The sequence below is a fragment of the Streptomyces roseirectus genome, from assembly GCF_014489635.1.
In the GTDB taxonomy this organism is placed as follows: Bacteria; Actinomycetota; Actinomycetes; order Streptomycetales; family Streptomycetaceae; genus Streptomyces; species Streptomyces roseirectus.
This window is the reverse complement of record NZ_CP060828.1, coordinates 7,686,604-7,707,307: the sequence shown is the minus strand read 5'-3', so window position 1 is coordinate 7,707,307 and position 20,704 is coordinate 7,686,604. Positions and strand designations below refer to the sequence as shown.

Annotated in this window: 21 protein-coding genes; 1 reads left to right on the top strand and 20 read right to left on the bottom strand. The window is 70.8% G+C overall.

Annotation, left to right across the window (positions count from 1 at the left end):
- Positions 1–146: 146 nt before the first annotated feature.
- The 12 genes from coaBC to pyrR form a co-directional block, all read right to left on the bottom strand.
- Positions 147–1,349 carry a bifunctional phosphopantothenoylcysteine decarboxylase/phosphopantothenate--cysteine ligase CoaBC gene (gene coaBC / locus IAG44_RS33225; RefSeq protein ID WP_187750781.1) on the bottom strand — a complete coding sequence of 401 codons (1,203 nt, stop codon included), beginning with the start codon at positions 1,347–1,349 and terminating at the stop codon, positions 147–149.
- Positions 1,350–1,481: 132 nt separating this feature from the next.
- Complete coding sequence (gene rpoZ, locus IAG44_RS33220; protein WP_010357929.1) at positions 1,482–1,751, bottom strand: DNA-directed RNA polymerase subunit omega; 270 nt, start codon at positions 1,749–1,751, stop codon at positions 1,482–1,484.
- A 68-nt stretch (positions 1,752–1,819) separates the two neighbouring features.
- On the bottom strand, positions 1,820–2,413 hold the full coding sequence (gene gmk, locus IAG44_RS33215) for a guanylate kinase (protein WP_187750780.1): 594 nt from the start codon (positions 2,411–2,413) through the stop codon (positions 1,820–1,822).
- 59 nt (positions 2,414–2,472) lie between these two features.
- Positions 2,473–2,796, bottom strand: coding sequence for an integration host factor (locus IAG44_RS33210; protein ID WP_003977346.1), 324 nt, complete (start codon positions 2,794–2,796; stop codon positions 2,473–2,475).
- Between the two features lie 306 nt (positions 2,797–3,102).
- Positions 3,103–3,936: an orotidine-5'-phosphate decarboxylase gene (pyrF, locus tag IAG44_RS33205; RefSeq protein WP_187750779.1), complete on the bottom strand. Its 834-nt coding sequence runs from the start codon at positions 3,934–3,936 to the stop codon at positions 3,103–3,105.
- A complete protein-coding gene (locus IAG44_RS33200) occupies positions 3,933–5,036 on the bottom strand; it encodes a quinone-dependent dihydroorotate dehydrogenase (protein ID WP_187750778.1) in 1,104 nt (367 codons plus the stop codon). Before IAG44_RS33200 ends, pyrF begins: the two co-directional genes overlap by 4 nt.
- Positions 5,037–5,092: 56 nt before the next feature.
- Positions 5,093–8,401, bottom strand: coding sequence for a carbamoyl-phosphate synthase large subunit (gene carB / locus IAG44_RS33195; protein WP_187750777.1), 3,309 nt, complete (start codon positions 8,399–8,401; stop codon positions 5,093–5,095).
- A complete protein-coding gene (gene carA / locus IAG44_RS33190; RefSeq protein WP_187750776.1) occupies positions 8,394–9,533 on the bottom strand; it encodes a glutamine-hydrolyzing carbamoyl-phosphate synthase small subunit in 1,140 nt (379 codons plus the stop codon). Before carA ends, carB begins: the two co-directional genes overlap by 8 nt.
- On the bottom strand, positions 9,530–10,099 hold the full coding sequence (locus IAG44_RS33185; protein WP_187750775.1) for a PH-like domain-containing protein: 570 nt from the start codon (positions 10,097–10,099) through the stop codon (positions 9,530–9,532). The genes carA and IAG44_RS33185 overlap by 4 nt, the downstream gene beginning before the upstream one ends.
- Positions 10,096–11,382 carry a dihydroorotase gene (locus IAG44_RS33180; protein WP_187750774.1) on the bottom strand — a complete coding sequence of 429 codons (1,287 nt, stop codon included), beginning with the start codon at positions 11,380–11,382 and terminating at the stop codon, positions 10,096–10,098. Before IAG44_RS33180 ends, IAG44_RS33185 begins: the two co-directional genes overlap by 4 nt.
- A gap of 4 nt (positions 11,383–11,386) precedes the next feature.
- Positions 11,387–12,373, bottom strand: coding sequence for an aspartate carbamoyltransferase catalytic subunit (locus IAG44_RS33175; RefSeq protein ID WP_187750773.1), 987 nt, complete (start codon positions 12,371–12,373; stop codon positions 11,387–11,389).
- An 86-nt stretch (positions 12,374–12,459) separates the two neighbouring features.
- Positions 12,460–13,017 (bottom strand): bifunctional pyr operon transcriptional regulator/uracil phosphoribosyltransferase PyrR, encoded by a 558-nt coding sequence (pyrR, locus tag IAG44_RS33170; protein ID WP_187750772.1) that lies wholly within the window; start codon positions 13,015–13,017, stop codon positions 12,460–12,462.
- Positions 13,018–13,269: 252 nt separating this feature from the next.
- Here pyrR and bldD point away from each other — a divergent pair, with 252 nt between their 5' ends.
- Positions 13,270–13,770, top strand: a complete 501-nt coding sequence (gene bldD / locus IAG44_RS33165; RefSeq protein WP_187750771.1) for a transcriptional regulator BldD — start codon at positions 13,270–13,272, stop codon at positions 13,768–13,770.
- A 208-nt stretch (positions 13,771–13,978) separates the two neighbouring features.
- Here bldD and nusB read toward each other — a convergent pair whose 3' ends face one another.
- The 8 genes from nusB to IAG44_RS33125 all read right to left on the bottom strand — a co-directional run bounded on the left by nusB (position 13,979) and on the right by IAG44_RS33125 (position 20,644).
- Positions 13,979–14,404 carry a transcription antitermination factor NusB gene (nusB, locus tag IAG44_RS33160; protein WP_187750770.1) on the bottom strand — a complete coding sequence of 142 codons (426 nt, stop codon included), beginning with the start codon at positions 14,402–14,404 and terminating at the stop codon, positions 13,979–13,981.
- A 2-nt stretch (positions 14,405–14,406) separates the two neighbouring features.
- A complete protein-coding gene (efp, locus tag IAG44_RS33155; RefSeq protein ID WP_187750769.1) occupies positions 14,407–14,973 on the bottom strand; it encodes an elongation factor P in 567 nt (188 codons plus the stop codon).
- Between the two features lie 45 nt (positions 14,974–15,018).
- Positions 15,019–16,110, bottom strand: coding sequence for an aminopeptidase P family protein (locus IAG44_RS33150; RefSeq protein WP_187750768.1), 1,092 nt, complete (start codon positions 16,108–16,110; stop codon positions 15,019–15,021).
- A 163-nt stretch (positions 16,111–16,273) separates the two neighbouring features.
- Complete coding sequence (locus tag IAG44_RS33145) at positions 16,274–17,266, bottom strand: AAA family ATPase (protein WP_187750767.1); 993 nt, start codon at positions 17,264–17,266, stop codon at positions 16,274–16,276.
- A gap of 180 nt (positions 17,267–17,446) precedes the next feature.
- A complete protein-coding gene (gene aroB, locus IAG44_RS33140; RefSeq protein WP_187750766.1) occupies positions 17,447–18,520 on the bottom strand; it encodes a 3-dehydroquinate synthase in 1,074 nt (357 codons plus the stop codon).
- Positions 18,517–19,032 (bottom strand): shikimate kinase, encoded by a 516-nt coding sequence (locus IAG44_RS33135; protein WP_187750765.1) that lies wholly within the window; start codon positions 19,030–19,032, stop codon positions 18,517–18,519. Before IAG44_RS33135 ends, aroB begins: the two co-directional genes overlap by 4 nt.
- On the bottom strand, positions 19,029–20,213 hold the full coding sequence (gene aroC, locus IAG44_RS33130) for a chorismate synthase (RefSeq protein ID WP_187750764.1): 1,185 nt from the start codon (positions 20,211–20,213) through the stop codon (positions 19,029–19,031). The genes IAG44_RS33135 and aroC overlap by 4 nt, the downstream gene beginning before the upstream one ends.
- Before the next feature lie 173 nt (positions 20,214–20,386).
- Entirely contained in the window at positions 20,387–20,644 is a 258-nt protein-coding gene (locus tag IAG44_RS33125; protein ID WP_187750763.1) for a hypothetical protein, read from the bottom strand.
- Between the last annotated feature and the right edge of the window lie 60 nt (positions 20,645–20,704).

Sequence of the window (20,704 nt, the reverse complement as noted above, 5' to 3'; positions counted from 1 at the left end):
CTCCGCCACCGGCCCACCTGTCTCGCCTCTCGGGAGCGCGATGAGCTGCGGCACAGGCATTCTGCCCAATGCCCGGCGGCCTTGGAAAGAGCCGCCGTGCCCGAAGAGAGCGAGTCTCCAGTGGGTCCGGGGTGCGGATCCAACCGTCATTCGAGTCTCCGCGTCACCAGGTCCCATACGGTTTCGGCCAGGTTCTCCTTGGGCCCGTGCGGTACGGCGGTCTCGCTGCCGTCGGCGCCCAGGACGACCGCCTCGTTCTCCTCCGAGCCGAACGTGCGGCGCTCCCCCACCTCGTTCACCACCAGCAGATCGCACCCTTTGCGGGCGAGTTTGGCCCGCCCGTTGGCGAGCACGTCGTCGGTCTCGGCGGCGAACCCGACGACCACCTGTGCGGGGTGCGAACGGCTCTGCGAGATCTCCGCGAGAATGTCCGGATTCCGTACGAGAACGATGGGCGCCGGCTCCTGGCCGTCCTGCTTCTTGATTTTCCCGGCCGCATAGGTCTCGGGCCGGAAATCGGCGACGGCCGCCGCCATCACGACCGCGTCGGCGTCCGCTGCGTGTTTCAGCACCGCCTCCCGCATCTGGACGGCCGTGCCGACCGGGACGACGTCGACGCCGGCCGGGTCGGGCAGGGTCGTGTTGGCCGCGATCAGCGTGACCCGAGCGCCGCGCGCCGCCGCCGTCCGCGCGAGGGCGTAGCCCTGCTTGCCGGAGGAGCGGTTGCCGAGGAAGCGCACGGGGTCGAGGGGTTCACGGGTGCCGCCCGCGCTGACGACGACGTGCCGCCCGGCGAGGTCGGGTTCGCGCACCCCGCGCGCGAGGATCCTGCGGCAGACCTCGAAGATCTCCGCCGGGTCGGGCAGGCGGCCCTTGCCTGTGTCGACGCCGGTCAGGCGCCCGACGGCCGGTTCGATGACGACGGCTCCGCGGCGGCGCAGCGTCGCCACGTTCTCCCGCGTCGCCGGGTGCTCCCACATCTCCGTGTGCATGGCGGGGGCGAAGACGACGGGGCAGCGGGCGGTCAGGAGCGTGTTGGTGAGGAGGTCGTCCGCGAGGCCGTGCGCGGCCTTGGCGAGCATGTCGGCGGTGGCCGGGGCGACGACGACGAGGGCGGCGCCCTGGCCGATGCGGACATGCGGCACCTCGTGGACGTCGTCCCAGACCTCCGTCGAGACCGGGTGGCCGGAGAGCGCGGACCAGGTCGCGGCGCCGACGAAGTGCAGCGCGGAGGCGGTGGGGACGACACGGACGTCGTGCCCCGATTCGGTCAGTCGGCGCAGCAGCTCGCACGCCTTGTACGCGGCGATGCCACCGCTGACCCCCAGGACGACCTTGGGCTTGTCCACCGTCACTCCCCACTCCCCGATGCGATCTCGGAAATCCGTACCCCCATGACACACCACAGGCCCGGCAAGGTGCTTGCCGGGCCTGTGGATAAGTCGGTCGCGAACCGACAGTAGTACTTACGAGGTCTACCGCTACGCCGGGTCCGGAACGGCCTCGGACGTCAGCAGACCGGCGTTGATCTCGCGCAGCGCGATCGACAGCGGCTTCTCGTGGACGTGCGTGTCGACGAGGGGACCGACGTACTCCAGAAGGCCCTCACCGAGCTGCGAGTAGTACGCGTTGATCTGGCGGGCGCGCTTGGCCGCGTAGATCACGAGGCTGTACTTCGAGTCCGTGGCTTCGAGGAGCTCGTCGATCGGAGGGTTGATGATGCCCTCGGGCGCGGAGATGGAAGAGGACACGCTCTACCTTCCGTGGATGGGAAAGAATCTCAGACTGTGTTGCTCAAAGATGTTGGTGACCGTAACGGTCACACCACATCCATCAAGGCTAGCAGCTCACGCGCCACATCCTCGACAGAGGTGTTGACCAGCGTCTCGTCGAACTCGGGCTCGGCCGCGAGTTCGACCTTGGCGGCGTCGAGCCGACGCTCGATCACGTCGGGCGCCTCGGTCCCGCGCCCGGTGAGCCTGCGCACCAGCTCCTCCCAGGAGGGCGGCGCGAGGAACACCAGTTGCGCGTCGGCCATGGACTCGCGGACCTGCCGCGCGCCCTGGAGGTCGATCTCCAGGAGCACCGGTTCGCCGTTCTCCAGCCGCTCCAGCACGGCCGCGCGGGGCGTGCCGTAGCGGTTGCCGGCGAACTCGGCCCACTCCAGCAGCTCGCCGTTGGCGATGAGCTTGTCCATCTCGTCGTCGCTGACGAAGAAGTAGTGGACCCCGTCCTTCTCACCGGGGCGGGGCTTGCGGGTCGTCGCCGACACCGAGAGCCACACCTCGGGATGAGCCTTGCGCATATGGGCGACGACCGTGCTCTTGCCGACCCCCGAGGGGCCGGAGAGCACGGTCAGCCGCGGACGTACGCCCGGGGGCTCGGGGGTCGTCCCCCGGAATGTTGCAGCCATGCAGCGATTATTCCAGCAATCCCGGCGTGCCCGGGACGCCCTGTCCGGCGGTGCCGGGATCAGGAACCGGTGCTGCCGAACTCACGCTCCAGGGAAGCGATCTGGTTGGAACCGAGGCCGCGCACGCGACGGCTCTCGGAGATGCCGAGTCGCTCCATGATCTGCTTGGCGCGGACCTTGCCCACGCCCGGCAGGGACTCCAGAAGCGCCGAGACCTTCATCTTGCCGATGACGTCGTTCTCCTGGCCCTGCTTGATGACCTCGTGCAGGGAGGCGCCGGAGTGCTTGAGTCGATTCTTGACCTCGGCCCGCTCCCGGCGAGCCGCGGCGGCCTTTTCGAGCGCGGCTGCGCGCTGTTCGGGGGTAAGGGGCGGAAGAGCCACGCCTACGTCACCTCGGATGTCGAACTGTCGGATACGGACCGGTGAGGAACCTAGTCGCCCCACACCTGGCGAGCCACGAGCAACACGCTTGCCCGTTCACTCTCCGTCGGAGACTAGCGGCCAACTCCGCCTGAGTCAGCGAGAACAGCGGAAAAGTCCTGGTCAGCCTCTACGGGGCCGGACATATGCCGCAAAACTCCCCGGATTTGAGAATGTATCCATCCTCAAGCAGGCGAGAACCCGCCGGTCGGGCCCGTTTCCGCGCACGGCCGCCGAGCCCGCCGACGGCCGTCCCCGCACGAAGAGTCACCCCGCCACCACGTCCCGTACCTCACCGGCGATCCGCTCCGCCGCCTCCCGCAGCGCCTTCACGTCGGGCCCGAACCGCAGCACCCCCCGGCTGACGTTCGGCACCACCCGGGGCAGCGCCGCCCCGAACACCCGGGGCAGATCGGCGGCCGTCGCCCCCTGCGCCCCCACGCCCGGCGCGAGCAGCGCGCCGCCCATGTCGAGGTCGTACGACGAGAGGTCGCCCAGCGTCGCCCCGACGACCGCCCCGAAGGACCCCAGGGGCTCCTCCCCGGCGTTCTCGGCCGCGAGGTGGGCCAGCACCGTCGCCGCCACGTTCCGCCCGTCGGAACGGACCGCGTGCTGCACCTCGCCGCCCTCGGGGTTGGACGTCAGCGCGAGCACGAACAGCCCGCAGCCGCTCTCGCGCGCCAGCGAGACGGCCGGCGCCAGCGACCCGTACCCGAGGTACGGCGACACGGTCAGCGCGTCGGAGAACAGCGGCGAGCCCGGCGCGAGGAACGCCTCCGCGTAGGCGGCCATCGTCGAGCCGATGTCCCCCCGCTTCGCGTCCATGAGCACCAGCGCCCCGGCCTCGCGCGCCTGCGCCACGGTCGTCTCCAGGACGGCGACCCCGCGCGACCCGAACCGCTCGAAGAACGCGCTCTGCGGCTTGAGGACGGCGACCCGGTCGGCGACCGCCTCGACGACGGTCCGGCTGAACCGTTCGAGCCCCTTGACGTCGTCGTCGAGCCCCCACTCGGCGAGCAGCGAGGCGTGCGGGTCGATCCCCACGCACAGCGGCCCGCGCTCGTCCATCGCACGGCGCAGCCGCGCACCGAACCCGCTCATACCGTCGTCCTCCTCACATCGGCGCCGACCGCGTCGGCGAGGCTGGCGTACGGGCTCGTGCGCAGGCGCGCGGCGAGCCCCTTGTGCAGGGCGCGGTTCCAGAACGGCCCCTCGTAGATGAACGCGCTGTACCCCTGGACGAGCGTCGCCCCCGCGAGGATCCGCTCCCAGACGTCCTCGGCGCTCTCGACGCCGCCGACGCCCACCAGGGTGATCCGGTCGCCCACGCGCGCGTAGAGGCGCCGCAGCACCTCAAGGGAGCGCGCCTTCAGGGGCGCCCCGGACAGCCCGCCGGTCTCCTCGGTGAGGGACGCCTCGGACGTCAGCCCCTCGCGCGCGATGGTCGTGTTCGTCGCGATGATCCCGTCCAGCCCCAGCTCCACGGCGAGGTCGGCGACGGCGTCGACGTCCTCGTCCGCGAGGTCCGGCGCGATCTTCACCAGGAGCGGCACGTGCCGGCCCGGCACGACCCGGTCGGCGGCCTCGCGCACGGCGCCCAGAAGCGGTCGCAAGTGATCAACGGCTTGCAGATTCCGCAAGCCCGGCGTGTTCGGCGACGACACGTTGACGACCAGGTAGTCGGCGTAGGGCGCGAGGCGCTCGGCGGACTTCACGTAGTCCCCGGCGGCCTCCTCCTCCGGCACGGTCTTGGTCTTGCCGATGTTGACGCCGACGACCGTCCTGAACACCGGCTCCCGGGACGCGAGCCGCGCCGCGACCACCAGCGAACCCTCGTTGTTGAACCCCATCCGGTTGATCAGCGCGCGGTCGGCCACCAGCCGGAACAGCCGCTTCTTGGGATTCCCGGGCTGCGCCTCCCCGGTCACCGTGCCGATCTCGACGTGGTCGAACCCCAGCATCGCCATCCCGTCGACCGCGACGGCGTTCTTGTCGAACCCGGCGGCCAGACCGAACGGCCCGTGCATCCGCAGCCCGAAGGCTTCGGTGCGCAGCTCCTTGTAGCGGGGCGCGAGCGCGGCGGCGACGAAGGTGCGCAGCACCGGGACGCGCGCGACGAGCCGGATCCACCGGAAGGCCAGGTGATGCGCCTTCTCGGCATCCATGCGCTGGAAGAACAGACGGAAGAACAGGTTGTACATGGCTCCCCATAAAGAGGGGGACACCGTCCCCGGTGTCCCCCTTCAGTGGCTGCTGGCTAGTCCCTGGCCGCGGTCAGGTGTTCCGCGTGTTCCTGGAGTGAGCGCACGCCGACGCCGCCGTGGTTGAGTGCGTCGATGCCCTGGACGGCGGCGGCGAGGGCCTGGACGGTGGTCAGGCACGGCACACTGCGCGCCACGGCCGCGGTACGGATCTCGTAGCCGTCCAGGCGGCCTCCGGTCCCGTAGGGGGTGTTGACGATCAGGTCGACCTCACCGTCGTGGATGAGCTGGACGATCGTCTTCTCCCCGGCCGGGCCGGTGCCCTCGGACTGCTTGCGCACCACGGTCGCGTTCAGGCCGTTGCGCTTGAGGACTTCGGCGGTGCCGGAGGTCGCGAGGAGTTCGAAGCCGTGCGCGACCAGCTCACGCGCCGGGAAGATCATCGAGCGCTTGTCGCGGTTGGCGACCGAGATGAACGCCCGCCCCTTCGTCGGCAACGGCCCATAAGCCCCGGCCTGGGATTTGGCGTAGGCGGTGCCGAAGACGGAGTCGATGCCCATGACCTCGCCCGTCGAGCGCATCTCCGGGCCCAGGACGGTGTCGACACCGCGCCCGTGGATGTCACGGAACCGCGACCACGGCATCACCGCCTCCTTCACCGAGATCGGCGCGTCCATGGGCAGTTCACCCCCGTCCCCGCGCGCCGGCAGCAGACCCTCCGCCCGCAGCTCCGCGATGGTCGCGCCGAGCGAGATCCGGGCGGCGGCCTTCGCCAGCGGCACCGCCGTCGCCTTCGAGGTGAAGGGGACGGTGCGCGAGGCACGCGGGTTGGCCTCCAGGACGTAGAGGATGTCCCCGGCCATCGCGAACTGGATGTTGATCAGACCCCGCACCCCCACCCCCCGCGCGATGGCCTCGGTCGAGGCACGCAGACGCTTCACGTCGTGCCCGCCCAGCGTGATCGGCGGCAGCGCGCACGCCGAGTCCCCGGAATGGATCCCGGCCTCCTCGATGTGCTCCATCACCCCGCCCAGATACAGCTCCCGCCCGTCGTAGAGGGCATCCACGTCGATCTCGATCGCGTCGTCCAGGAACCGGTCCACCAGCACCGGACGCGACGGACTGATCTCCGTCGACTCCGCGATGTACGACTCCAGCCGCGCCTCGTCGTACACGATCTCCATCCCACGCCCGCCCAGCACATAGGAGGGGCGGACGAGGACGGGGTAGCCGATCTCGTCCGCGATCGCCTTCGCCCCCGCGAACGTCGTCGCCGTGCCGTGCTTCGGCGCGGGCAGGCCCGCTTCGGCCAGCACCCGCCCGAACGCGCCCCGGTCCTCGGCCGCGTGGATCGCCTCCGGCGGCGTGCCCACCACCGGCACCCCGTTGTCCTTCAGCGCCTGCGCGAGCCCGAGCGGGGTCTGTCCGCCGAGCTGCACGACCACGCCCGCGACCGGACCCGCCAGCGTCTCCGCGTGGACGATCTCCAGCACGTCCTCCAGCGTCAGCGGCTCGAAGTACAGCCGGTCGGAGGTGTCGTAGTCCGTCGACACCGTCTCCGGGTTGCAGTTGACCATCACCGTCTCGTACCCGGCCTCCGACAGCGCGAAGGACGCGTGCACACACGAGTAGTCGAACTCGATGCCCTGACCGATGCGGTTGGGCCCGGAACCCAGGATGATGACGGCCGGCTTCTCGCGCGGCGCGACCTCGCTCTCCTCGTCGTAGGACGAGTAGAAGTACGGCGTCTTCGCCGCGAACTCCGCCGCACACGTGTCGACCGTCTTGTAGACCGGCCGCACTCCCAGCGCGTGCCGCACCTCGCGCACGACGTCCTCACGCAGCCCCTGGATCTCACCGATCTGCGCGTCGGAGAAACCGTGCCGCTTCGCGTCGGCCAGCAGTTGCGGATACAGCTCCTCGGCGGCGGCCAGCTCGTCGGCCGTCTCCTTGATCAGGAAGAGCTGGTCCACGAACCAGGGGTCGATCTTCGTGTACGCGAAGACCTCCTCCGGCGTGGCGCCCGCGCGGATCGCCTGCATGACCGTGTTGATGCGCCCGTCCGTCGGCCGCACGGACGCGGCCAGCAGCTCGTCCTTGTCACCGACCGGGCCGACGAACGTGAACTGGCTGCCCTTCTTCTCCAGCGAGCGCAGCGCCTTCTGCAACGCCTCCGTGAAGTTGCGGCCGATGGCCATCGCCTCGCCGACGGACTTCATGGTCGTCGTCAGCGTCGAGTCCGCCTGCGGGAACTTCTCGAACGCGAACCGGGGCGCCTTGACGACGACGTAGTCGAGGGTCGGCTCGAACGACGCGGGCGTCTTCTCCGTGATGTCGTTCGGGATCTCGTCCAGCGTGTACCCGACGGCCAGCTTCGCCGCGATCTTCGCGATCGGGAACCCCGTCGCCTTCGAGGCCAGCGCCGACGACCGCGACACACGCGGGTTCATCTCGATCACGATGATGCGGCCGTCGTCCGGGTTGACCGCGAACTGGATGTTGCAGCCGCCCGTGTCGACGCCGACCTCGCGGATGATCGCGATGCCGATGTCCCGCAGACGCTGGTACTCGCGGTCGGTGAGGGTCATCGACGGCGCGACGGTGATCGAGTCACCGGTGTGCACGCCCATCGGGTCGAAGTTCTCGATGGAGCACACGACCACGACGTTGTCGTGCTTGTCGCGCATCAGCTCCAGCTCGTACTCCTTCCACCCCAGGATCGACTCCTCCAGCAGCACCTCGGTCGTCGGCGACAGCGTCAACCCCTGCCCCGCGATACGCCTCAACTCGGCCTCGTCGTGGGCGAACCCGGAGCCGGCGCCGCCCATGGTGAAGGAGGGGCGGACGACGACGGGGTAGCCGCCGAGGGTGTCCACGCCCGCGAGGACATCGTCCATGGAGTGGCAGATGACCGAGCGGGCGGACTCGCCGTGCCCGATCTTGGCGCGGACCGCCTCGACGACCGCCTTGAAGAGGTCGCGGTCCTCGCCCTTGTTGATGGCCTCGACGTTGGCGCCGATCAGCTCGACCCCGTACTTCTCCAGCACACCCTGCTCGTGCATGGAGATCGCGGTGTTCAGGGCGGTCTGGCCGCCCAGGGTGGGCAGGAGGGCGTCGGGGCGCTCCTTGGCGATGATCTTCTCGACGAACTCGGGGGTGATCGGCTCGACGTAGGTCGCGTCGGCGATCTCCGGGTCGGTCATGATCGTCGCCGGGTTCGAGTTGACGAGGATGACCCGCAGGCCCTCGGACTTCAGGACCCGGCACGCCTGGGTGCCGGAGTAGTCGAACTCGGCGGCCTGGCCGATGACGATCGGGCCGGAGCCGATGACCAGGACGGACTGGATATCGGTGCGCTTAGGCACGCTGGCCCTCCAACAGGGAGACGAAGCGGTCGAACAGGTAGGCGGCGTCGTGGGGGCCCGCTGCCGCTTCGGGGTGGTACTGGACGGAGAACGCCGGCTGGTCGAGCAGGCGCAGGCCCTCCACCACGTCGTCGTTCAGGCAGACGTGGGAGACCTCGGCGCGCCCGAAGGGGGTGTCGCTGACCTTGTCGAGCGGCGCGTCGACGGCGAAGCCGTGGTTGTGCGCGGTGATCTCGACCTTGCCGGTCGTGCGGTCCTGGACGGGCTGGTTGATGCCCCGGTGCCCGTACTTGAGCTTGTACGTCCCGAAGCCCAGGGCGCGGCCCAGGATCTGGTTGCCGAAGCAGATGCCGAACAGCGGGGTCTTGCGGCGCAGGACCTCGGTCATGAGCGCGACCGGGCCCTCGGCCGTCGCCGGGTCACCGGGGCCGTTGGAGAAGAAGACGCCGTCGGGCGAGAGCGCGTAGACGTCCTCCGCAGTGGCCGTCGCGGGCAGGACGTGCACCTCGATGCCCCGCTCGGCCATCCGGTGCGGGGTCATGCCCTTGATGCCGAGGTCGATCGCGGCGACGGTGAACCGCTTCTCGCCGATCGCGGGGACGACGTACGCCTCCTTGGTGGCGACCTCCTCGTACAGCGACGCGCCCTTCATCGGGGGCTGCGCCTGTACGCGCGCCAGGAGCTCGGCGTCGGAGCCGAAAGAGCCGGAGAAGATGCCGGCGCGCATGGAGCCGCGTTCGCGCAGGTGCCGGGTGAGGGCGCGGGTGTCGATGCCGGAGATCCCCACGACGCTCTGCGCCACCAGTTCAGCGTCCAGCGAACGCTTGGCGCGCCAGTTGGAGGGCACGCGCGCGGGGTCGCGCACGACGTACCCGGCGACCCAGATCCGCGAGGACTCGTCGTCCTCGTCGTTCCAGCCCGTGTTGCCGATCTGCGGCGCGGTCGCCACCACGATCTGACGGTCGTACGACGGATCGGTCAGGGTCTCCTGATAGCCGGTCATGCCCGTAGAGAAGACCGCCTCGCCGAAGGTCTCCCCCACGGCCCCGTAGGCACGGCCGCGGAAGACCCGGCCGTCCTCCAGGACGAGTACGGCGGGAACCTTGCTGGTTCCCCTGGTGGAGGTCGTCATCGTTCGGCGCCTTCCGTCTGGTTGTTCTTGATCATGGAGTTGATGGCCTTGACCCACTCGGTGTGCTCGGCCGCGTGGTCGGAGCGGAAGCCCGAGTCGATCAGCTTGTCGCCGTGCGCCCAGGTCACCACGAGGAGGCCGCCCTCGCTGAGGACCTTCCCTGCGATGCCCTTGCCGAGCAGCGCCTCACGCAGCGCGCCGGCCGGAATGAAGAAGTCGGCGGCGCCCGGCCGGACGACGTCCAGGCCGGCGTCCGTCAGGGTCAGCTCGACGCGGCTGCGGGTGCCGAGGCCGTGGGCGACGATCCGGTCGAGCCACTGCCCGGCGGTGGTGGAGCCGTGGTAGCGGCCGGTCATCGTCAGTTTCGCCTCGCCCGGCGATTCGGGCGCGCCGGGCAGCTCGGGCAGGTCGCTCTGGAGGGTGCCGCGCCACTTCCAGCCCTCGCGCATCAGCCAGTAGACGAGCGCGACGAACAGGGCGAGTCCGACGACCCAGCCGATCCGCGCGGCCCAGTCCGTCACCGGCGCCGACTCCTTGCCGGCCGCGATCAGTAGTGCAGATGTCACGTGAGCTTCCCGTCGACGAGCGTGGCCTTCCCCCGCAGCCAGGTGTGTGTCACACGGCCCGGCAGCTCACGCCCCTCGTACGGGGTGTTCCGGCTGCGCGAGGCGAAGCCCGCGGGGTCCACCGACCCACGGTATGCCGTGTCGACGAGCGTGAGGTTGGCGGGCTCACCAGCCGAGACGGGACGCCCGTGGCCCTTCGCCCGCCCGATCTCGGCCGGCTTGAAGGACATCCGCTCGGCGACCCCGGCCCAGTCCAGCAGGCCCGTCTCCACCATGGTCTCCTGCACCACTGACAACGCGGTCTCCAGGCCGACCATCCCCATGGCGGCGGCGGCCCACTCGCAGTCCTTGTCCTCGTGCGGGTGGGGGGCGTGGTCGGTGGCGACGATGTCGATCGTGCCGTCGGCGAGCGCCGCGCGCAGCGCGAGGACGTCCCGCTCGGTGCGCAGCGGCGGGTTGACCTTGTAGACCGGGTTGTACGAGCGGACCAGCTCGTCGGTGAGCAGCAGGTGGTGCGGGGTGACCTCGGCGGTGACGTCGATGCCCCGGGACTTGGCCCAGCGGACGATCTCGACGGACCCGGCGGTCGAGAGGTGGCAGATGTGGACGCGCGATCCGACGTGCTCGGCGAGCAGGACGTCCCGCGCGATGATCGACTCCTCGGCGACCGCCGGCCAGCCCCCGAGCCCGAGTTCGGCGGAGACGACGCCCTCGTTCATCTGGGCGCCCTCGGTGAGCCGGGGCTCCTGCGCGTGCTGCGCGACGACCCCGCCGAACGCCTTCACGTACTCCAGCGCGCGGCGCATGATGACCGCGTCGTCGACGCACTTGCCGTCGTCCGAGAAGACGGTGACCCCGGCGGCCGACTCGTGCATCGCGCCCAGCTCGGCGAGCTTCTTGCCCTCCAGGCCGACGGTGACGGCGCCGATGGGCTGGACGTCGCAGTAGCCGTGCTCCTGGCCGAGCCGGTAGACCTGCTCGACGACGCCGGCGGTGTCGGCGACGGGGAAGGTGTTGGCCATGGCGAAGACGGCCGTGTAGCCGCCGGAGGCCGCCGCGCGCGTGCCGGTCAGCACGGTCTCGGAGTCCTCGCGGCCGGGCTCGCGCAGGTGGGTGTGCAGGTCGACGAGGCCGGGCAGCAGCACCTTGCCGGCCGCCTCGACGACCTCGGCGCCGTCGGCGGACAGGCCAACGCCCACAGAAGCGATCTGAGAGCCCTCGATCAGGACGTCCTGCGGCTCGCCGCCGAGCACCTTCGCACCACGGATCAGGATCTTGCTCATGGACTTACTTCTCCTCGGATGCGTTGGCGCGGGCGTGGCTGACGGCGGGTTCGTTGCCGCCCAGGAGCAGGTACAGGACGGCCATCCGGATCGAGACGCCGTTGGCGACCTGTTCGACGACGGTGCAGCGCGGGGAGTCGGCGACCTCGGCGGTGATCTCCATGCCGCGCACCATCGGGCCGGGGTGCATGACGATCGCGTGCTCCGGCATCCGCGCCATCCGGTCCCCGTCGAGGCCGTAGCGGCGCGAGTACTCCCGCTCGGTCGGGAAGAACGCGGCGTTCATGCGCTCGCGCTGGACGCGCAGCATCATCACGGCGTCCGACTTGGGCAGCACGGCGTCGAGGTCGTACGACACCTCGCAGGGCCAGCTCTCCACACCGACCGGCACCAGGGTGGGCGGGGCGACCAGGGTGACGTGGGCGCCGAGGGTGTGCAGCAGGTCGACGTTGGACCGGGCGACGCGGCTGTGCAGGACGTCGCCCACCAGGGTGATCCGCTTCCCGCTCAGGTCCTCGCCGAGCCCGGCGTCCCGCCCGATCAGCCGGCGGCGCATCGTGAACGCGTCCAGGAGGGCCTGCGTGGGGTGCTGGTGGGTGCCGTCCCCGGCGTTGATGACGGCCGCGTCGATCCACCCGGAGGTGGCGAGCCGGTACGGGGCACCGGAGGCGCCGTGCCGGATGACGACGGCGTCGACGCCCATCGCCTCCAGGGTCTGCGCGGTGTCCTTCAGGGACTCGCCCTTGGAGACCGAGGAGCCCTTGGCGGTGAAGTTGATGACGTCGGCCGAAAGACGTTTCTCGGCGGCCTCGAAGGAGATGCGCGTGCGCGTGGAGTCCTCGAAGAAGAGGTTCACGACCGTGCGCCCGCGCAGGGTGGGCAGTTTCTTGATGGGCCGGTCGGCGACCCGGGCCATCTCCTCCGCGGTGTCGAGGATCAGGACGGCGTCGTCGCGGGTGAGGTCGGCGGCCGAGATGAGATGACGCTGCATCTGTCAGGCTCCGTAAGAGGGTCTATTTCGGGAGATTCGGGGCATGCGCGCGCACGCCGAACCAACCGGCGTGCCGTGAGCGCCTGCTACTGGTCCGGCTTCGCACCGAGCAGCACGGTGTCGCGGCCGTCCTCCTCGGCGAGCTGGACCTTGACCGTCTCCCGCAACGACGTGGGGAGGTTCTTGCCGACATAGTCGGCGCGGATGGGCAGTTCCCGGTGCCCCCGGTCGACCAGCACCGCGAGCTGCACCGCGCGCGGGCGCCCGATGTCGTTCAGGGCGTCGAGGGCGGCGCGGATGGTGCGGCCGGAGAAGAGCACGTCGTCGACGAGGACCACGAGGCGGCCGTCGATGCCGTCGCCGGGGATCTCGGTGCGGGCCAGTGCGCGCGGGGGGTGCATGCGCAGGTCGTCGCGGTACATCGTGATGTCCAGCGAGCCGACGGGGATCGCGCGTTCGGTGATCTCTTCGAGTTTCGCGGCGAGCCGACGGGCGAGGAAGACGCCGCGGGTCGGGATGCCGAGGAGCACCACGTCGTCGGCGCCCTTGGCGCGCTCGACGATCTCGTGGGCGATGCGGGTCAGTACCCGCGCGATGTCGGGGCCTTCGAGAACGGGCCGCGCATCGGACGATCGGATGTCCATACGGAAGGGACCTCCTTCTCCGCCTCACGGGACGGACCTTAAAGGACGTCGGGTTTGCGCCATCAACCGTAGCAGGCCGGGACAGCGCCCCTGATCACCCCCCTGGAGTAATCGGCCATCGATACCACGGAAGGGTCGGTGTGGACCATTCGGCTTGACGCAGGAGAATCACGCTGCGTAACCTCACAATGAGTTACCAGCCGAGCGGCACGGCAACACAGCCGTCCGCGTCGACACAGCGCCGGGAGCTATATGTCCAGCGAATACGCCAAACAGCTCGGGGCCAAGCTCCGCGCGATCCGCACCCAGCAGGGCCTTTCCCTCCACGGTGTCGAGGAGAAGTCCCAGGGCCGTTGGAAGGCGGTCGTCGTCGGGTCGTACGAGCGCGGGGACCGCGCCGTCACCGTGCAGCGCCTCGCCGAACTGGCGGACTTCTACGGCGTCCCGGTGCAGGAGCTGCTGCCGGGCACGACGCCGGGCGGCGCCGCCGAACCCCCGCCGAAGCTGGTCCTGGACCTGGAGCGCCTCGCCCACGTCCCGGTCGAGAAGGCGGGCCCCCTCCAGCGCTACGCGGCGACGATCCAGTCCCAGCGCGGCGACTACAACGGCAAGGTCCTCTCGATCCGCCAGGACGACCTGCGCACCCTCGCCGTCATCTACGACCAGTCCCCCTCGGTCCTCACCGAACAGCTGATCAGCTGGGGCGTCCTGGACGCGGACGCGCGCAGAGCGGTCGCGCACGAGGAAGGCTGAGCAGGCCACCACGCTTGCCCCGCCCAAGCAGAAACGTGCCGCCGGGTTGGCCAGAACCGAACGATTCGGTTCCAGCCACCCGGCGGCACGTTTTTATGAAGCTACGGCGCTGGGAAACGCAGGGCTCAGCAACCCCCTAGGGGCGCGGGGAACTGCGCGACAAGCCACGACGCAGCCGCAGCCGCCCGCGCAGCGAAACCCCCCACGACTACCGGCGCAACGAACCCTTCAGCTCCTTGAACCGCCCCAGAAGCCCGTTCACGAACGCCGGAGACTCATCCGTGGAGAACTCCTTCGCGAGCTGGACCATCTCGTCCAGCACGACCGCGTCCGGCGTCCCGTCGACCCAGATCAGCTCATACGCGCCGAGCCGCAGGATGTTCCGGTCCACCACCGGCATCCGGTCGAGCGTCCACCCGACCGAGTACTGGGAGATCAGCGAGTCGATCCGGGCGGCATGCTCCGCATACCCCTCGACCAACTGCATCGTGTACTCGCTGACCGGCGGCTGCCGGTCGTCGGACCGGGACAACCGCACCCAGTCCGCGAGAACCGTCAGGACATCGGCACCACGCTGGTCACCCTCGAAGAGGATCTGGAAGGCGCGCTTGCGGGCCGTGTTGCGAGCAGCCACGGTTAGCTGTTCACCCGGCCGAGGTAGTCGCTCGTACGGGTGTCGACCTTGATCTTCTCGCCGGTGGTGATGAAGAGCGGGACCTGGATCTGGTGCCCGGTCTCCAGCTTCGCCGGCTTGGTGCCACCGGTGGAGCGGTCACCCTGGAGCCCCGGCTCCGTCTCGGCGACGGTCAGCTCGACGGCCGCGGGCAGCTCGACGAACAGCACCTCGCCCTCGTGCCGCGCGACGGTCGCCTCGAAGCCCTCGATGAGGAAGTTCGCGGCGTCACCGACGGTCTTGCGGTCGATGTGCAGCTGGTCGTAGGTCTCCATGTCCATGAAGACGAAGTAGTCGCCGTCCATGTACGAGAACTGCATGTCGCTCTTGTCGACAGTGGCCGTCTCGACCTTGACGCCGGCGTTGAAGGTCTTGTCGACCACCTTGCCGGACAGCACGTTCTTGAGCTTGGTGCGCACAAAAGCCGGGCCCTTGCCGGGCTTGACGTGCTGGAACTCGACGACGGACCACAGCTGGCCGCCGTCGAGCTTGAGCACCAGGCCGTTCTTGAGGTCGTTCGTGGAAGCCACGGTTGCGGAATCTCCTGGACTGACGTGGACGACCCCGGCGCCTGCCTACAGGGCGAGCAGTTCCTTGGTCGTGATGGTGAGTAGCTCGGGTCCGCCGTCCGCCTCGGGGCGCACGACGAGCGTGTCATCGATCCGGACGCCGCCCCGGCCCGGGAGGTGTACCCCGGGTTCGACGGTGACCGGCACGCAAGCGTCCAGTTTACCCATGGCCGCGGGGGCGAGCTGCGGGTCCTCTTCGATTTCCAGTCCGACCCCGTGCCCCATGAGCGCCGGCAGCCCCTCGGACCACCCCGCGGCCTCCAGCGCCTGCCGTGCCGCGCGGTCGACGTCGCGGTAGGCGACGCCGGGCGCCAGGGCCTCCCGGCCGGCCCGCTGAGCGGCGAAGACGGCGTCGTACAGGTCGATCTGCCAGTCCGCCGGCGCCGTCCCGATGACGAAGGTGCGGCCGATCTCGCAGCGGTAGCCGCGGTAGGTCGCGCCGAGGCAGACGGAGAGGAAGTCGCCCTCCTCCACGCGCCGGTCGGTGGGGCGGTGGCCCCGCGCGCCCGCGTGCGGGCCCGTCGCGACGGACGTCGGGAAGGCGGCGCCGTCCGCGCCGTGGTCCACCAGACGGCGTTCCAGTTCCAGGGCGAGGTGGCGTTCCGTGCGGCCGACCAGGATCGACTCCAGGAGTTCGCCCAGCGCCTGGTCGGCGATCTCGGCGGCGGTCCGCAGGGCGGCGATCTCCTCCTCGTCCTTGACGATCCTCAGCTGCTCGACCGTGCAGGCCAGGTCGTTGAGGTAGAGGTGGGGGGCGACCGAGTGGATCGCCCGGTGGCGGGCGACCGTGAGGTGGTGCTCCTCGACGGCCAGGGTGTCGATGCCCTGGGCCAGCAGGAAGTCCGCCGCCGCGACGGCCGGGTCCCCGGCCTCGGTCGGGAGGACGTGGACGCGCAGGGTGTCGTCCGGGCGGTCCTCCGGGGGGTGGGGGCAGATGAGGACGTCCTCGTCCGTGCCGACCAGGAGGACGGCGTTCGCGGGGGCCGCGCCGGAGAGGTATCTCACGTTGGCCGGGCGGGTGACGAGCGCGGTGGCGCTGCCCGCTGCGGTGCAACGATCTTTGAGGCGGGCCCGGCGGATCGCGTGAGCGTCTGACATGTGTCGAGCGTAGGAGTTCGTGCCGGAATGTGCCGGTTGGGAGAGTGCCGTTCGGGGGACCAAGGGGGGCTCCAGACCGTTGCCGGGTGCTGGCTCGTCGTGGTGCTTCGCGCAGTTCCCCGCGCCCCTACGTCGGTTGCCCTCTACGCCGGTTCGAAACCTCTCACCATTTGGGCGGGCTGGCGATCGCCCTCGCCAGGACCTCGTCCAGGACCCTCGCCGTCTGGGGGACGTCCATCTGGGAGTTGTCGATGATCGGCAGGCCCGAGCCGTACCAGCCGGCCATGCGGCCGTGGATGCGGGCGACCTCCTCGTCCGTGAGGCGGCGGTTGCCGGAGCGTTCCGCGTTGCGCTCCAGGACGACTTCGAGGCCGGGCAGGAGGACGACCGGCAGCAGGCCGGGGCCCACGTGCCGCTTCCAGCCGCCCAGGCCCACCGCCGGGCGGTCCGGGAAGATCGCGTCGTCGAGGATGCAGGAGATGCCGTTGGCGAGGTAGTTGCGCGCGGCGAAGCCGCAGGTGCGGCGGGCCAGGCGGTACTGGGCCTCGGAGTTGTCGTTCCAGCCGCGCTGCGGGTCGGCGAAGCCGGAGCGGACCCATTCGCGGACGTCGTCGAGGCTGATGTGGGCCGTGGGGACCCGGCGGTGGTCCGCCCAGTACTTGGCCACGCTGGTCTTCCCCGCGCCCGCCGGGCCGATGAGCAGCACCGCGAGCATGGTGGTCGCCGGATCCGGGGCGGCCGGAACCGGGGCCACGACGGGCTCACCGGACGGCAGCGGGACATGCCCGGTGACGTCAGCAGGCGGCGGGGTGAACGGCGGCACCGGCGGCTGGGCCGCGGGGTGCGCGACGGGCTGCGCCGGAGGCGGGGAGACCGGCGGCGCCGGGGGGATCGGCGGGACCTGAGGCTGGGACACCTGCTGGGGTACCTGAGGCGCCTGCTGGGGCACTTGGTGCACCTGGGGCTGCGGAACCTGCGGCTGAGGCACCCCCGGCGCCCCCGGCATCCCCGGCTGAGGCACCGGCACCCCGAACCCCTGCCCCGGATGATGCTGCGGCTGCGGCGCCCCCGAATGCTGTGCGGCCGGCGCCCCGCCGGCCGGACCGTGCCCCCACTGAGGGGGCTGCGGCAGCGGAGAACCCACTGCGTGCTGCATCCGGTGCCACTCCGTCTCGTTCTGTGCGGGCTCGGGCCGCCTCCAGGGCGTGCGGGTGATCGGGCCGACCCCGCTCCCCCACCGAACGGTACCGCCCCCGGCCGTCGTTTGGTGAACGACCGGGGGCGGTCCGAAGTGCCCGTCGTGCGAAGCGAATCGGGCGAAGGTGATCCTCGGGGCCTACTGCCCCACCTCGCCGTACGCGGCCAGCAGAACCGCCGGGTCGGGGCCCTCCATGACCGTCGGCTTGGCGAGCCCGTCCAGGACGATGAACCGCAACAGGTCGCCGCGCGACTTCTTGTCGACCTTCATCGTCTCCAGCAGCTTGGGCCACTGGTCGTAGCGGTAGTGCAGGGGCAGCCCGACGGCCTCCAGGACCGTCCGGTGCCGGTCGGCGGTCGCGTCGTCCAGCCGGCCCGCGAGGCGCCCGAGTTCGGCCGCGAAGTGCATGCCGACGGCGACGGCGGCGCCGTGCCGCCACTTGTAGCGCTCGTTCTTCTCGATGGCGTGCGCGAGGGTGTGGCCGTAGTTCAGGATCTCGCGCAGGCCCGACTCCTTGAGGTCGGACGACACGACGTCCGCCTTGACCCGGATGGACCGCTCGATCAGCTCGGCGGTGTGCGGCCCGGCGGGCGTGCGCGCGGCCTCGGGGTCGGACTCGATCAGGTCGAGGATCACCGGGTCCGCGATGAACCCGGCCTTGATGATCTCCGCGAGCCCCGACACGTAGTCGTTGACCGGCAGCGACTCCAGCGCGGCGAGGTCGCAGAGCACCCCGGCCGGCGGATGGAACGCGCCCACCAGGTTCTTGCCCTCGGCGGTGTTGATGCCGGTCTTGCCGCCGACGGCCGCGTCGACCATGGCCAGCACGGTCGTCGGGATCGCGATCCAGCGCACCCCGCGCAGCCAGGTCGCCGCGACGAACCCGGCGAGGTCGGTGGTGGCCCCGCCGCCGACGCCGACGACGACGTCGGTCCGCGTGAACCCGGACTGGCCGAGCGCCTTCCAGCAGTACGCGGCGACCTCGGCGGTCTTGGCCTCCTCGGCGTTCGGCACCTGGATGGCGACCGCCTCGTACCCCTGCCCGGCGAGGTCGGCGCGCAGCGCGTCCCCGGTCTCGGCCAGCGCCTCGGGGTGGATGACGGCGACCCGCTTGGCCCTGGTGCCGATCAGCCCGGCGAGTTCACCGAGGAGCTGGTGGCCCACCAGCACGTCGTAGGGGGTCTCGCCGCCGACGTGGATCCGTGTCGTCATACGTCCTTCAACTCCAGTGAATCCAGGGCGACTCGGGCGACTTCTTCCGGCGTCCGATTGTCGGTCGCGACGACGGTCGTCGCAACGGACTCGTACAGCGCGCGCCGGGACTCCATCAACTCGCGCCACTGCTTGCGGGGGTTGACCGCGAGGAGGGGGCGGGCGGTGTTGAGGCCGGTGCGCTTGACGGCCTCCTCGACGTCCATCGACAGGTACACGACCCGGCGCCCGGCGAGCAGCGCGCGGGTGCCGGCGTCCAGGATCGAGCCGCCGCCGAGCGCGAGGACGCCCTCGTGCCCGGCGAGCGCGGTCTCGACGGCCGCCTTCTCGATCGCGCGGAAGGCGGCCTCGCCCTCCTCGACGAAGATGTCGGCGATGGTCCGGCCCTGGGCGGCGACGATGTCGTCGTCGGTGTCCCGGTACGGCACGCCCAGGTGGGCGGCCAGGAGCTGTCCGACGGTCGACTTGCCGACGCCCATCGGGCCGACCAGGACGACCAGCGGTCCGCTCATCGGATCGTCAGGCTGTCGAGGTACGAGCGGACGTTGCGACGCGTCTCGACGACGTTGTCCCCGCCGAACTTCTCCGCGACCGCGTCCGCGAGAACCAGCGCGACCATCGCCTCGGCGACGATCCCGGCGGCCGGGACGGCACAGACGTCGGAGCGCTGGTGGTGGGCCTGCGTGGCCTCGCCGGTCACGACGTCGACGGTACGCAGGGCCCGGGGCACGGTCGCGATCGGCTTCATCGCGGCGCGGACGCGCAGCAGTTCGCCGGTCGTCAGACCGCCCTCGGTGCCGCCGGAGCGGCCGGTGACGCGGCGGATGCCCTCGGGGGTGGAGACGATCTCGTCGTGGGCCTTCGAGCCCGGGACGCGGGCGAGGTCGAAGCCGTCGCCGACCTCGACGCCCTTGATGGCCTGGATGCCCATGAGCGCGGCGGCGAGGCGCGCGTCGAGCCGGCGGTCCCAGTGGACGTGCGAGCCGAGGCCGACCGGGACGTCGTACGCCAGGACCTCGACGACGCCGCCGAGGGTGTCGCCGTCCTTGTGGGCCTGGTCGATCTCGGCGACCATCGCCTTCGACGCGTCGGCGTCCAGGCAGCGCACCGGGTCGGCGTCCAGCTTCTCGACGTCCGCCGGGGTCGGGTAGACGCCGTAGGGGGCCTTCGCGGCGGCCAGTTCGACGACGTGGCTGACGATCTCGATGCCGGCCGTCTCCTTGAGGTAGGAGCGGGCGACGGCGCCGAGCGCGACGCGGGCGGCGGTCTCGCGGGCGGAGGCGCGCTCCAGGATCGGGCGGGCCTCGTCGAAGCCGTACTTCTGCATGCCGGCGAGGTCGGCGTGGCCGGGGCGGGGGCGGGTCAGCGGGGCGTTGCGGGCGGAGTCGGCCAGCTCGGCGGGGTCGACGGGGTCGGCCGCCATGACCTTCTCCCACTTCGGCCACTCGGTGTTGCCCACCATGACCGCGACCGGCGAGCCCATCGTCAGGCCGTGCCGGACGCCGCCCAGGAAGGTGACCTCGTCCTGCTCGAACTTCATCCGCGCACCCCGGCCATAGCCGAGCCGACGCCGCGCGAGATGGTCGGCGACCATCTCCGTGGTGATCGGCACGCCGGCGGGAAGACCCTCCAGCGTGGCGACGAGTGCGGGGCCGTGGGACTCCCCCGCGGTCAGCCAACGCAGCCTGCTCAACGATGCTCCTCGGTGCTCGCGCCTGGTACCGCTCACCGTCCGCGCATCCACGCGGACGGCCTCGGCGGCCCCAGAGGCGCGTCCCTGGCCCGCCACCCCGATCCTCCCACGTCCCCTCACCAAACCCACCCTCCGGTCCACCAACCGGACTCACGGAGTGGCCCGGAACCGCGTCAGCGCCGCTCGGGCTGGTTCTGCGGGGCGTAGGAGCCCAGGAAGTCCGCGCCCCGGGTGCCGTCGCCCTGCTGCCGCAGCTCCCCGTGCGCCGCCACCGCCCCGCGGACCGCCCGGCGGAGTATCCGCTCGCGGCGCAGTTTGATCCCCCAGGAGACGAGGACGACGAGGACGAACAGGCCCAGGGCCGGCATCTGGATCCAGTCGGGCAGGAACTGGAGAACGAACTCGAAGATCTCGCTCTTGCCAGACGCCAAGGAACCGGACGCCAGAAACATGGTGATGCTCTCCCCCCGAACGCGCCCCGCCCCCTGCGC